Consider the following 13,074-nt stretch of genomic DNA (forward strand, 5'->3'; position numbering starts at 1 on the left):
GGTGGTCATCCCTGGAGCTCGACGACGGACTGTCCGATCTGCACGCCCACACCCGGGCCGAGCGGGATGACTCCCTGCACCCGCTCCTCGCCGATGTAGGTGCCGTTCGTGGAACCGAGGTCCTCCACGAACCACTGGCCGCCCTGGGGGAAGATCCGCGCGTGGCGCGATGACGAGTAGTCGTCGTCGAGCACGAGGGTGCAGCTCGGCGCGCGCCCGATCAGCACTCCGGACGAGGTGAGGGGGATGGTCGTCCCGGTGAGCGGGCCGGCCACCACGACGAGCCGCGACGGACCACCGCGCTGGGGCGCGCGGGGCGCGCCGCCGGCGGGGGTCGGCGTCGGGGACGGCCCCGCGAGCTCAGGCCGGCGACGCCGGCTGCCGGACGTGCGCGGTCCCGCCAGGTCGCGCCGGAGCACGGCGACGGCCGAGAGCACGAACACCCACAGCAGCACGAGGTAGCCCAGCCGGAGCAGGGTGAACGTCAGCTCACTCATTTCGGATTTTTCACCAGTCCTCGTTGTCCGCACCGGACGCGCTGCCGGTCCAGAACATGATGCGGGTACGGCCGATGGTCATCGTGTTGCCGTCGAGCAAGGTCGCGGCAGGGACCTGGTGTCCCTCGACGTACAGGCCGTTGGTCGAGCCCATGTCCGTCGCGACGACGCCGTCCGGCGTCACACGGATCTCGAGGTGGCGCCGGGACACGCCCGGGTCGTCCACCACGATGTCCGCCTCGGCGTCGCGGCCGATGACGGTCACGGGTCCGGTGAGCAGGTAGCGCTGCCCGTCGATGTCGATGAGCGGGTGTCGTCCCGTCGGAGCGCCGGAGGTCGCCGGGGCGACACTTCCCTGCACGCTGCGCGACCGCACGGTGAAGCGGCCGGGGACGAGCTCGTACTGCTCGTCGAACGTCACGCTCACGGGGCCGACGAACGCGTAGTGCTGCGTCGCGGCGTACGCCGTGATGTTGGACGCGAGCTCGTCGGCGAGGGTCTGTGCGCCCCACGCCTCGATCTGGGCGAAGTCGTCGGGAGAAAGCTCGATCGTGAACTCGTTCGGTGCGACGGTACGGTCGCGTCCGACGACCGCGGCACGGTCGTCCAGCTCACGCCGCAGCCTGCTCGCTAGCTCGACGGGTTTCACTTCGCCACGTCCCACCTTGGCGAACGCGTTGTTCATCATGCGCTCCACGCTCTTCTCGAAGCGGTCCAGGGCGCCCATGCCACCTCCTTCCAGGGTCTGCGCCGGGCAGACTACCTAGATCGTATAGACCGGTAGGTCCCCGCAGACTCCAATACTGTGGATGTCCTGCGGATCTTCTCCGATCTTCCCTCAGGTGGCGCGGCGAGGAGAGACGTGGGCGGGTCCGCACGCTACTAGACCTGCGGCAGGACGTGAACCACTTCACCGTTATTGGATTCGGAACTGCCCTCCGAGTCGTGCTAGCGTCATCCTCGCAGCGCGCGAGTGGCGGAATAGGCAGACGCGCACGGTTCAGGTCCGTGTGCCCGAAAGGGCGTGGGGGTTCAACTCCCCCCTCGCGCACGTTGTACGCAAGGCCCCGGCTCATCGAGTCGGGGCCTTCGTCTTGCCCGGACTTCGGTATCAAAAAGTGACCCGGTATGGGTACTTCTACCCCGATATGTCCTAGCGGTGGTCGGGTGGCTCGCGGGGCCGGAGACGGCCAAGGCGGCGACATCCGGAGATGTCGCCGCCTCGGTCAGGCCTGGTCCAGGGGGTCAGCGGATCGTCGTCGTCCCGTAGCTCGTCACCGACCGGGTGGCGTAGCCGGTGCGGGACCCGACCACCGTGACCGTCAGCTTCTTGCCCCGGGTCTTGGCCGGGACGACGAACTTGCTGCTCGTCCGGGTCGAGATCGTGACGCCGTTCGCCTTCCAGACGTACTTGACCGCGGACGGCGTCGGCGACCAGGAGCCCCGGACCACGGTCAGGGTCGACCCGACCCGCGTCGTCCCCTTGATCGCCGGCCGCGTCGCGTCGAACGTGCCCGCCGCGACCGTCGAGGTCCTGGCGCTCGTCACCGACTTCGTCGTGTATCCGGTCCGCGTCCCGGTCACCGTGACCGTCAGCTTCTTGCCCCGGGCCGAGGCCGGGACCACGAACTCGCTCGACGTTCGGGTGGAGATGGTCGTTCCGTTCGCCTTCCACACGTACTTCACGGACGACGGCGACGGCGACCACGTGCCGCGGTACGCGATCAGCCTGCGGCCGACCTTGGCGGTGCCCTTGATCTTCGGCGTCGCCGTGGTGAAGGTCGCGGGTGCGACGGCGGCCGTCGGGGCGCTGGTCGCGGAACTGGTGCTGTAGTACTGCCGGTCCCCCGTGACCGTCACCGTGATCTTCTTCCCGACCGCCGACGTCGGCAGCTTCAGCGTCGAGCTCGTCGCATCCTTGATCGCCGCGCCGTCGGCCTTCCAGAGATACTGCACGCCGGTCGGTTCAGGGGCCCAGGTGCCGCGTGCGGCCTTCAGCGTCGATCCGGCCTTGGCCGTACCCGTCACCGTCGGCGCGACCGTGGTGAACCGGCCGGGCTGCACGGTGACCGTCTGCTCCCGGGTGGACGGCAGGGCGCCGAAGCCGCCCTCGTACTCGAAGCGGTAGAGGTAGGTGCCGGGTACGCGTTCCCACATGACGCTCATCGTGCCCGCGCCGTTCTCGAGGTCGGTGTCCGACGCGAACTCCCCGTCGATCAGCAGGCGCACCCTCCCCTGTGCGGTGAGCTCCTCGGCGTCGACAGCGACCGGGATGGCGCGGGGCATCTGGTCGTAGTGCCAGGTGGTCGGCAGGTCGGTCCGCACCGAGCTCACCGCCGGCGGTCGTACGACCACGCCGTCCAGCAGCTCGGCGGAGTCGACCGCGCCCCAGCCAAGGTAGTAGAACCGCACGGTCCAGGAGCCCGCCCGGAGGCCCAGGTCGTTGGCGCATGCCGGAGACCACGCGGCACTGATGCTCTTCGCCGGGTCCTCGACCACGCTCATCCCGAACCTCTGGTGCCAGAGGGGGGAGCCGTCGACCGACACCACCTCGAAGCAGCGCGCGCCTTGGTTCGCGCTCTGGCGCCAGGTCGTGGGGCCGGACGCCACGATCCGGACGGGGCTCGGCTCTGCCATGTCGGTCGAGGTCGTGGCCGTCGTGGTCACGAACGGCGACCTGCTGAAGGTGGCCGAGACGTTCCAGGTCCCGACCCCGTCGCCCTGTTCCAGGCGCGGGTCGAGGGTGAGCCGGATGTCCCCGCCGAGCATGGTCTTGTCGGGCAGCCGGGTGTCGATGCCGTCCGGACCGGTCGCCTCGAGCGAGATGTGCCCGAACGCAGGAGTTCCGTCCGCGGTGCGGGCCGTCACGTCGACGGTCAGGCCGTCCGTGACCCGGAGCGGCCTGCCGGCCGGCTGGGCGACGTTCGCGACGACGTCGACGGGGATCGGGTCGCCGACCATGATCGCCCAGCTGTGGCTCTTGAGGTCCCCGTTCTCGACGGCGGAGTACGTGGCACGCTCGGCCGGCAGCGCCGGAAGCCTGGCGGCCTCGCCGCTCAGCCCCCAGCGGAAGATCGATCCGTCGTCCAGGACCGCAGCACCGGACCCCTTGCCGACCGCCGCAAGCGAGACGACCGAGCGCCCCTCGGGCACCGCGGGCGGCTGAGCCCCGAGGACCGCCACGATCCGGCCGTCCGACGTGGCCGCGAGGATCTCTTCGGAGGACCGGTCCACGCCGACGAAGCGGGTCCCGGCGCTCGGCTGTCGCACGACGGCACTGCCGGACGTCGTGCAGTAGACCAGGGCGCCGTCGGAGCGCACCGCCGCCCAGACGGCATAGTCGGGGACGCTGCTGATCGCCGTGTATCGCAGCCCGGCGGCCGGTCGTCGAGCGGAGGCGCAGCTGGTGCTGGCATCGAAGGGCGCGATGATGCCGTCGGACCTCAGCGCGTCGAACCCGGACACTGCCGTGTAGAACGCCCCGGCGGGTGTCGTGAGGGCGATCCTCCCGGCCGTGTCCACGACGACGCCGTCGGACCGCAGGAGCCGTCCCGAGCTCGCCGCGATCCCGGTGTACGTGGTGCCCGCGGGCGGTGCTTTCGGGTTGAGCGTGCCGGCCGAGTCCCAGCCGTCGACCAGCCCGTCGCTCCGCAGCACCAGCAGGTCGCTGCTGTCCGACGAGATGGCCGTGGCGAGGACGCCGTCGGGCAGGGCCTCGGGGACCGCGTCCATGCTGGGCTGGTAGGCCCACGCCCGGTCGCCCCACATCACCACCTGTCCGCCGTGCGGGCTCGGTGCGCCCTCCTGGACGAAGGTCGGGTCAAGAGTCGTGGCGGCCGTCCTGGCCGTGCTCGACGGCGGTGCGGCCTGGGCAGGCGCCGCACCAGCAGCCGTCGTGGTGAGGGCGAGGACCAGCCCGGAAGCCACCAGCGACACACAAGCCCGCCGGGCCGAGGGAGGGAACCGCCGAGATACTGAGGTCGACATCGGACGCTCCAGCAGTAGCCGCGCACGGTTCGTGCGCGGAACGACAAGTCGCGTGACTGTATCCGTCGCTCGGCCACGTCTGCCCCGAAATAAACGCGTCTCGCGCATCTTCACCCGGTGACGTTCCGTCGACTCAGACCGCCCGCGCGATCTCCAGCCGTCCTGGCCGCTCCACCCCAGCACTCCGTCCCGGTGGATACCGCCCGTCCGGTCCCGGCGTCACGGACCCCAGCACGCTCGCGTGCCGTGCCCCGGTCGCCCCGGCGAGCACCCCGGGCAGGCCGTACCAGGTGTGCCAGCCCAGCACCGCGAACGCCAGCGCCTCCTTGGCCTGGCTCGGTACCCCCAGCTCGTCCGAGCCGAGCACGGCGACGCCGGGCAGCTCGGCGCGCAGCGCCGCCATCAGCACCGGGTTGCGCGTGCCGCCGCCCGACGCGACGACCTCGGTGGCGGTGCCCCGGACGGCGTCGGCCACGGTGCGGGCCGTCAGGGCCACGAGCGTGGCGAGCAGGTCCTCCGCCGTCGGCTCGGCCGGCCCCAGGCGGTCCAGCAGGTAGGAGAGGTGGAACAGCTCCTTGCCCGTTGACTTGGGGGCGGGGCGCGCGTAGTACGGCTCGTCGAGCAGCCGGGACAGCAGGTCGGGCAGCACGCGGCCGCGGGCGGCGAGCGCGCCGTCGGCGTCGAAGACGAGGTGGCCGCCGGTGACGTGCCTGGTCGCGGCGTCGAGTAGGGCGCACGCGGGGCCCGTGTCGAAGGCGACCGGCGCATCGCCCGTGCCGGCCAGCACGGTCACGTTCGCGATGCCGCCCAGGTTCAGGGCCACCGCCGTGCCGGGGCGCCCGGCGAGCCACAGGGCGTCGAACAGGCCGACCAGCGGGGCGCCCTGACCACCCGCCGCGACGTCGCGCGTGCGCAGGCCGGAGACGACGGGCAGGCCGGTCGCCTCGGCGATCCACGCGGGTTCGCCGATCTGCAGGGTCCCCCGCACGCCGCCGCCGGGGCCGCCGCCCGAAGCCCCGCCGCCCGAAGCCCCGCCGTCCGACACCCAGTGGAAGACCGTCTGGCCGTGCGAGACGACGAGGTCGGCGCGTCCGTCGCACAGCTCCGCGACGGCCCGCGCGGCGACGTCGGCGAAGGCCTGGCCGATGCCGGTGTCGAGGCGGCAGAACGTCTCCGCCGAGGTGGCGGACGGCGGCAGGGCGGCCACGAGCTCGTTCCGCAGCGCCGTCGGACAGGGGACGGAGAGGTGTCCGAGGGGCGTGAGCGTCAGCGTGTCGCCGGCGAGCCGGAGCTCGCACGCCGCGGCGTCGACCCCGTCATGGGACGTGCCGGACATCAGGCCGACCACTCGGAGTGGAAACCGCGGGTCTGCCGGTGAGATGCGTGCTCCGGGTATGGGATCTCCCATCACGGCGACTCCTCCGGTCGTGTTTGTACCAGTGTTAGCCCTTACTCCCCGTTTGCGTCACAATCTCCCACATGCTTGACGTCTCGATCGCCCCTGCTCCGGCGCCGGACGCGCCGTTCGAGGACCACGTCGAATGGGCGCGCAACGCCCCTGCGACTCCTGCAACACCCGCGGCGCTGTTCACGGGTGGTCTCGACGCGACCCCCGCCGTCGACCGTCTCACGACCGACACGCCGGATTGGGACTACCCCGCCCTCGCACGCGAGATCGTGCTCAAGACACGGGGCGCCGTGCTCGACATCGGCACCGGTGACGGTGACTTCTTCGCGGGCCTCGGCCCGCTGCCCATCGCTTCGGCCGCCACGGAGGCCGGCCCGGTCTTCCTCGCGGCCCGACGCCGCCTGGCGCCGCTCGGCGTCGACGTGCGCCGGGTGGAGCCGTCCTGGACGGGCGACGTGCTGCTGCCGTTCTTCGACGGCCAGTTCAGCACGGTGCTCAGCCGGTTCAGCAGCATCGACCCCGACGAGGTCGGCCGCGTGCTGGAGCCGGGCGGGACGTTCCTGACCGAGCAGGTGGACACCCGCGACGGCATCGTGCTCAACCAGGCGCTCCGGGTGCCGCTGGGCTGGGACCCGGACGGCGTGACGATCGACGTGATCTCCGACGGCCTCGTCGCCTCCGGCCTCGAGATCGTCGAGGCCACGGAGTACGCGGGGACGCGCACGTTCAAGGACCTGTCGTCCGTGCTCTGGTACCTGCGGACGGCGGCATGGCAGGTGCCCGACCTCGCCGAGCTCACGCCGGCCGCCGTCGCGCGGCACGAGGCCGCGCTGCGCGGGCTGCACATGCACTTCGCGACGGGCAACGAGCTCGTGGACGAGGCGCCCCGCATCCTCGTCACCGCACGCCGGCCGTTCTGACGCACCAGGTCCGGGGGTAGCCGGCCGACGTGTCGGGGCCCAGGCCCCGGCACGTCCCGGCAACGGGTGAAGTGGCGGGTGAAGTGCGACGTGATTCCGCTGATCCGCAGGGGAATTCGCTTCCGGGCGAGGGCGGCGGGGGCTAGGTTCGCGGCGCGCGGGACCGACGACGGCCCGGCGCCCGTCCGAGTCACGGATCACGAAGGACCCCCCATGAACCCCACAGTCCTCGGCGACGCCACCCACGCGTCCGCCATACCCACCCGGAGCACGGTCCGCCGCTGGCGCGGCACCGCCTCGCTCGCCGCGCTGGCCCTGGTCGCGACACCCTTCGCCGCCGCCCCGGCGTCGGCTGCCGAGGCCGACGGCCCGGTCTTCGCCGGCACCCTGACGGCCGACGGCACCGCCGCCGTCGGCTCCGTGCTCACCCTCGACGAGTCCGGCGGCACCTGGACGCCCGAGCCCGAGAGCCGCGCCTACGCCTGGCTCCTGAGTGACGACGCGGCCCTCGACGACGCGGACGTCCCGGTCACGGACGCCACCGCGGAGTCGCTCACCCTGCTGCCCGAGCACCTCGGCAAGTACCTGATCGGCACCGTCACCGGGACGGCCGCAGGCCTCACGGGCGAGCCCGCCGCCGCCGTCGTCGGACCCGTGGTGGAGGGCGACCTGGTCGCGGGCACCGCGTCCGTCTCGGGCACCGTCCGGGTGGGTTACAAGCTGACCGCGAAGACCGCCGGCTGGCCGGCGGGAACCACGTTCGCCTACCGGTGGGTGGTGGGCGGCACGACCGCCGGCACCGCCGCGACCTACACGCCCCTGGCCACCCAGGCGGGCCGCACCCTGCGGCTCGAGGTGACGGGCACCCGGGCCGGCTACGGCTCGCGCACGGTGTCCAGCGCCGCGGCGACCGTCGCGAAGGCGACCTTCACCGCCACGTCGCTGAAGATCAGCGGCACCGTCAAGGTCGGCGGCAAGGTCAGCGCCACGACCGGCAACTTCTCCCCCGCGCCCAGCAAGGTGACCTACCGCTGGAAGGCGAACGGCCGGTCGATCTCCGGCGCGACCAGCCGCACCTACACGATCCCCTCGCGGCTGCACGGGGACAAGCTCACCGTCACCGCGACGGCGTCCCGCACCGGGTACACGACCCGCACGGTCACCTCGGCGTCGTCCGTCGTGGCCAAGCCGTTCGCCAGGACCGTCGCGCCCACGATCAGCGGCACCGTCCGCGTGGGCAAGACGCTCACGGCGAACCGCGGCACCTGGTCGCCCGCCCCGACGTCGGTCAGCTACCGCTGGCTCGCCAACGGCAAGGTGATCGCCGGTGCGACCGGCCGCACCTACAAGCTCACCACCAAGGAGCACGGCAAGAAGATCTCCGTGGAGGTCAAGGGCCGCAAGCACGCCTACCTGACGGCCACCCGCCGCAGCTCGAGCACGGCCGCCGTGAAGTGGCCCGTCGGCATCAGCGTGCCGCGGGTGACGAAGAACCCGACGCAGTCCACCGAGTCCACCGTCGGCCGCACCATCACGCTCAAGGTCTCCGCGACCGGTGGCGGCCTGCGCTACCAGTGGCAGCGCTGGACGCCGGCGAACCCGAAGTGGACCAACATGTCCGGCCGGACGAGCTCCACGCTCACCATGAAGGGCTCGACGACGCTCGACCTCAACCGGTTCCGCGTGGTCGTGACGAACATGGCGGGCAGGGACACCAGCGCCTACAGCTACATGTGGATCCAGTCCTCGCTGGCGCACCCGTTCGCGATCAACCAGTGGTTCAGCCTGTGGAACTACAACGCGCTGGTCACCAACTCCGACCAGTACCAGGGCTACCTGGCCGCCCAGGTCTGGATCTGCGCAGCGCCCGGGTACTACGCGAGCAACGACCTGAGCGTCCGGTTCGTCGGCAACAACGGCCACGTCTACGCCGACGCCGGCTCGGAGCAGGGCGACCACCTCTCGTGGGGCGTCCCGCTCGACGAAGACGGCTGCGGCTCCTTCGTCGCGTACTCCAACGCCCCGCAGTCGGTTCGCGACGGTGGACGGTGGCGCATCATCGACCGCTCCAGCGGGCAGAACTACATCCAGTACGCCAAGTACGAGCTGTTCAACCCCAGCGGTGCGAGCTCCGCCGCCCGGACGAGCCTCGCCGCCCCGGGCCTCGCCGCCCCGGCCGGCGTCGCCCCGCTGACCGGCTTCCGGGCCACGGTCACGGACTGATCCCGAGGAGGCCGGCCACGGCCTCCGCCATCGCTTCCGGCGGCACGTCCGTCCCGTGCCCGGGCAGGGTCACGCGACGCGCCGCCGGAAGCACCGCCGCGAGGGACCGCGCCGACGCCGCCACCTGCGCGGCGCTCGCGGCCCCGTGGGCCACCACGACCGGCTGGTCTATCCCGTCCCACCGGCCCATCAGCGCGCGCCGGCCCAGGGCGACGGCGGCGAGCACCCGGCCGTCGTAGGCGATGGTCGCCGCCATCGCCTCCAGGTCCGGCCACGACGCCGAGGCCCGCATCCGCGGCACCAGGGCGCACGGCATGCCCACCACGTCGAGGAACAGCTCGACCGCGCTGCCCGGGTCGCCGGCCTCGACGCAGGCCTCCACCCCCGCGATCATCCGGGGGTCGGCGGGCGGCTCCCCGCCGGCGACGTCGTAGCCCGGCTCGTAGCAGAGCACACCGGTCACGCAGGAGCCCAGGTCGGCGGCGGCGCGCAGGGCGAGGAACCCGCCCGTGGAGATCCCCACCAACGCCGCCGGGCCCGTGACCTCGAGCAACGCGGCGATGTCGTCGACCTCGCGGTCCACGCTGTACGGCCGGGTGTCACCGCTCCCGCCCCGCCCGCGCCGGTCGTACCGCAGCGTGGTCACGCGGTCGCCCAGCACGGACGCCACCGCGAGCGTGACGGGCATCCGGTGCGCGAGCACGCCGTCGACCACGACGACCGCAGGCGCCAGGCCACGGCCCGGCCCCGTGAGGTCGAACGCGATCCGCGTCCCGTCGGCCGACGTCGTCAGGGCGTCGACGGTGGTGGTGGTCATGCAGGGCAGACGAGCCGGTCCCCGAAAAATCGTCGCTCCCTGACATGCCCGGGGCGACGAATTTCGCCCGAAGGAAAAAGCCTGGGCGTACCGCGCGGTGCGGCGTAGGTTCAGTGGCACATGAGAAGGGAGGTGATCCGAGAAGTGATTTCACATCGGACCCATGAGGTGGTCGCGCGCTAGTCGCGTGACGCGTAAGCGTTTCGCGCCGACGGCGGTCGGGGGGCTCAGCACGGGGCCTTCCTGACCAGCTCAGGCGCAACGGGACACTGGTGGCGATTTCCTCGCGACCACCGGAGCCCGCGGGTGCCGTGCCCTCGTCCAGCACGGCTGACATTCGTCGCCCCGCGGGCTTTCCCGCGCCTCGGTTCCCTGCTCGCAGGCGGCTGGTGCGGCCGGGGAGAATGTGTGCGTGACTGCCTACCGCGTGATGACCGTCTGCACCGGAAACATCTGCAGGTCCCCGATGGCCGAGATCGTGCTCCGCGACCGTTTCGAGGCCGCGGGCCTGGGTGACGCCGTGGAGATCGACTCGACCGGCGTGAGCGACGAGGAGCACGGCAACCCGGTGGACCGGCGCGCCCGGGCCGTCCTCGCCGAGCACGGGTACCCCGTCGGCGACGGCCATCGGGCACGCCAGGTGACCAGGGACGACGTCGGCTCGCGAGACCTGGTGCTCGCGATGACGGCGCGCCACGCGCAGGCCCTCCGGAACCTCGCCGGCCGGGGCCAGGCCGATCCGGCGATCCGGATGTACCGGTCGTTCGACCCCGCCACGGAGGGCGCGTCCGAGCAGCAGCTCGACATCGCCGACCCCTGGTACGGCGGGCCCGAGGACTTCGAGGAGTGCCTCGCCGAGATCGAGGCCGCGGCCGACGGTGTCGTCGACTTCGTCCGGGCCGAGCTGGGTGTGTCCTCGGGCACCTGACCAGCTTTTCACCCTGCCCCGACCGGCTGACCGGCGGTCCGCCGTCTACGGTGAGTGGATGACCCCCGTGTCGCCGGAACGGCTGATCGTCCTCACCGGGGCCGACGGTCGGCTGGGTTCCAGACTGGCCTTCCGTCTCGCGGCGGCGGGCGGCCGGCAGCGCCTGCTGGTCACGGGCAGGGGGGTCGCACCGCGTCTGCCCGACGGCGCCCCGCTGCCCGAGTCCGAGGTCACGGCGATCCCGGCCGACGCCGACACAAGGGCTCTGACCAGCGCTTTCGCCGGCGCCGACGCCGTCTTCCTCGTGCCGGGCCGGGACCGGCCGGGCCGGCTGACCAGGCATCGCGCGGCGATCGACGCCGCCGTGCTCGCCGGGGTACGGCACGTCGTCTACGTCTCGTCGATCGGGGTGGCGCCGGACGCGATCGCCTCCGGCGCCCGCGACGACTGGCGCACCGAGGAGTACCTGCGGGGTACCGACCTCACGTGGACGATGCTGCGCACCAGCATGTTCCACCGCACCCCCACGTTCGCGGTGTACGACGAGTCGTCGGGCTCGGGTCAGAACGCGCTGCTCCGCGCACCGGCCGGCCGCGGCCGGGTCGCCACCGTGTCGCACGACGACGTGGCCGACGTCGCCACCGCCGTCCTCCTCGACGAGGACCCGGGCCGGCACGCGGGCCTGGCCTACCACCTGACCGGGCCCGAGGCCCTGGGCTTCGACGAGATCGCGGCGACGCTCTCGGAGGCCGTCGGCCGGACCATCAGGTACGTGCCCCAGACGGTGGAGCAGGCGCGCGCCCTGTTCTACCGGTCGACCGCCACCGAGGTGGAGGACTGGATCACGCAGTGCCAGGCGATCGAGGCGGGTGTGCTCGCGCGGGTGAGCCCCGACGTCGGGCACCTGGCCGGGCGTGCGGCGCGCTCGTTCGAGGTCTGGCTCGACGACTACCCGGCGGAGTGGGCGCACCTCCGGTTACCGTCGGTCAGATGACGAGCCTCTCCCCCGGTCTTGACGACGGGCCGGCCTCGGAGCCGGTCTGGGAGCCCGACGTGCTGCCGGGCTTCGAACGACTGACCCTGCCGCTGGAGCCCGACGAGGACGAGCCCGAGGTGGTCGCGACGCTGGTGCGCCGGGCCCGGCCCGCCCCTGACGGGACGGGCGAGGGCGCGGCGGACTGCGACGGCGAGGCCGGGCCACGCCGGGTCATGCACCGGATCGGCGCGGAGAACCCGCAGGTGGCCCGGCTCTGGGACGAGCTGTCGGAGCTCGGACGCCGGCTGCGGCTGCCGGGCGCGGCACGCCACCACGCGGACGCGGACGGCGAGCCGGGCGCAGCGCAGCAGGACGGGACCCCGCCCGACCCGACCCCGCCCGACGCCGGCGTCGACGTGCTCTACGTCCACGGCTGGCTCGACTACTTCTTCCAGACGCACCTCGCGGACTTCTGGGAGTCCCAGGGCGTGCGGTTCCACGCGCTCGACCTGCGGCGCTACGGCCGCAGCCTGCGCGAGGGCCAGACCCCGGGCTACGTCCGCAGCCTCGCGATCTACGACGAGGAGATCGAGGCGGCGCTCGATGTCATGGGGCACGGCCGCGACCAGCGGACGGACCGCAGGCTCGTGCTGATGGGCCACTCCACGGGCGGCCTCATCCTCAGCCTGTGGACGGCGCACAACCAGGAGCGTGTCGCGGGGCTCGTGCTGAACGGGCCGTGGCTGGAGTTCCAGACCCGCGAGGCGGGGCGCAAGCTCATGGAGCCCGGCATCCGGGTGCAGTCCGTGCTCGTGCCCCGCAGCCAGCTCGTCAACCTCGACCGCGGCCTCTACGCGCGCTCGATCTCGTCGCGGTTCGACGGCGAGTGGGACTACGACGTCGCCTGGCGGCCCGACGCCGGATGGCGCGCCACCCCCGCCTGGCTCGCCGCGATCTTCCGCGGCCAGGACCAGGTCGCCCGCGGCCTGGGCATTGACGTGCCGGTCCTGGTGCTGCTCAGCGCCCGCAGCAGCATCCCGACGCGGTGGAGCGAGGAGATGAGGAGCACGGACTCGGTGCTGGACGTGGTCGGCATCGCCCGCCGCGTGCCCGACGTCGGCTCCCTCACCACGCTCGTGCGCATCGCCGGCGGCCTGCACGACGCCACCCTCTCCGCCGCGCCCGCCCGGGAGCAGGTGTGGCGCGAGACGCGGCGCTGGTTCCGCGGCTACGTGCTCTCCCCGGCCGACGACGGCGCTCCACGGGCCTGATCCCGGGCGTCCCTGGATCCCGGGCGTCCCTGGCAAAGAACGGGTCA

10 protein-coding genes and 1 tRNA gene are annotated in these 13,074 nt (G+C 72.5%); 6 read left to right on the plus strand and 5 right to left on the minus strand.

The genetic code is table 11. The features are described 5' to 3' along the window. Nucleotides 1-5: 5 nt before the first annotated feature. On the minus strand, nt 6-497 hold the full coding sequence (locus FHX71_RS24000) for an FHA domain-containing protein FhaB/FipA (RefSeq protein ID WP_182619883.1): 492 nt from the start codon (nt 495-497) through the stop codon (nt 6-8). Between the two features lie 10 nt (nt 498-507). Further along, a complete protein-coding gene (locus FHX71_RS24005) occupies nt 508-1,224 on the minus strand; it encodes an FHA domain-containing protein (RefSeq protein ID WP_182619884.1) in 717 nt (238 codons plus the stop codon). 240 nt (nt 1,225-1,464) lie between these two features. On the opposite strand from FHX71_RS24005, the gene FHX71_RS24010 reads away from it, so the two are divergent. Next, nucleotides 1,465-1,548: transfer RNA gene (locus FHX71_RS24010), tRNA-Leu, on the plus strand. A gap of 194 nt (nt 1,549-1,742) precedes the next feature. Here FHX71_RS24010 and FHX71_RS24015 read toward each other — a convergent pair. After that, the gene (locus tag FHX71_RS24015) at nt 1,743-4,424 is read right to left on the minus strand and encodes a hypothetical protein (RefSeq protein ID WP_182619885.1); all 2,682 of its coding nucleotides are present in this window, start codon (nt 4,422-4,424) and stop codon (nt 1,743-1,745) included. Nucleotides 4,425-4,617: 193 nt separating this feature from the next. Continuing rightward, on the minus strand, nt 4,618-5,892 hold the full coding sequence (locus tag FHX71_RS24020) for an anhydro-N-acetylmuramic acid kinase (protein ID WP_182619886.1): 1,275 nt from the start codon (nt 5,890-5,892) through the stop codon (nt 4,618-4,620). 71 nt (nt 5,893-5,963) lie between these two features. On the opposite strand from FHX71_RS24020, the gene FHX71_RS24025 reads away from it, so the two are divergent. Both FHX71_RS24025 and FHX71_RS24030 read left to right on the plus strand, forming a co-directional pair. Beyond that, the gene (locus tag FHX71_RS24025) at nt 5,964-6,812 is read left to right on the plus strand and encodes a class I SAM-dependent methyltransferase (protein ID WP_182619887.1); all 849 of its coding nucleotides are present in this window, start codon (nt 5,964-5,966) and stop codon (nt 6,810-6,812) included. Nucleotides 6,813-7,025: 213 nt separating this feature from the next. After that, a complete protein-coding gene (locus FHX71_RS24030; RefSeq protein WP_182619888.1) occupies nt 7,026-9,035 on the plus strand; it encodes a hypothetical protein in 2,010 nt (669 codons plus the stop codon). Here the strand turns inward: FHX71_RS24030 and FHX71_RS24035 are convergent. Continuing rightward, nucleotides 9,025-9,852 (minus strand): alpha/beta fold hydrolase, encoded by an 828-nt coding sequence (locus FHX71_RS24035; RefSeq protein ID WP_182619889.1) that lies wholly within the window; start codon nt 9,850-9,852, stop codon nt 9,025-9,027. The genes FHX71_RS24030 and FHX71_RS24035 overlap by 11 nt on opposite strands. Before the next feature lie 430 nt (nt 9,853-10,282). Here FHX71_RS24035 and FHX71_RS24040 point away from each other — a divergent pair, with 430 nt between their 5' ends. The 3 genes from FHX71_RS24040 to FHX71_RS24050 are packed head-to-tail and all read left to right on the plus strand — an operon-like array spanning nt 10,283 to nt 13,027. Then, complete coding sequence (locus FHX71_RS24040; protein WP_182620080.1) at nt 10,283-10,780, plus strand: low molecular weight protein-tyrosine-phosphatase; 498 nt, start codon at nt 10,283-10,285, stop codon at nt 10,778-10,780. Nucleotides 10,781-10,838: 58 nt separating this feature from the next. Beyond that, nucleotides 10,839-11,774, plus strand: coding sequence for an NAD(P)H-binding protein (locus FHX71_RS24045; protein WP_182619890.1), 936 nt, complete (start codon nt 10,839-10,841; stop codon nt 11,772-11,774). Next, a complete protein-coding gene (locus FHX71_RS24050) occupies nt 11,771-13,027 on the plus strand; it encodes an alpha/beta hydrolase (RefSeq protein ID WP_182619891.1) in 1,257 nt (418 codons plus the stop codon). Before FHX71_RS24045 ends, FHX71_RS24050 begins: the two co-directional genes overlap by 4 nt. The last annotated feature ends 47 nt before the right edge of the window (nt 13,028-13,074 follow it).

Source organism: Promicromonospora sukumoe, assembly GCF_014137995.1.
Taxonomy (GTDB): Bacteria; Actinomycetota; Actinomycetes; order Actinomycetales; family Cellulomonadaceae; genus Promicromonospora; species Promicromonospora sukumoe.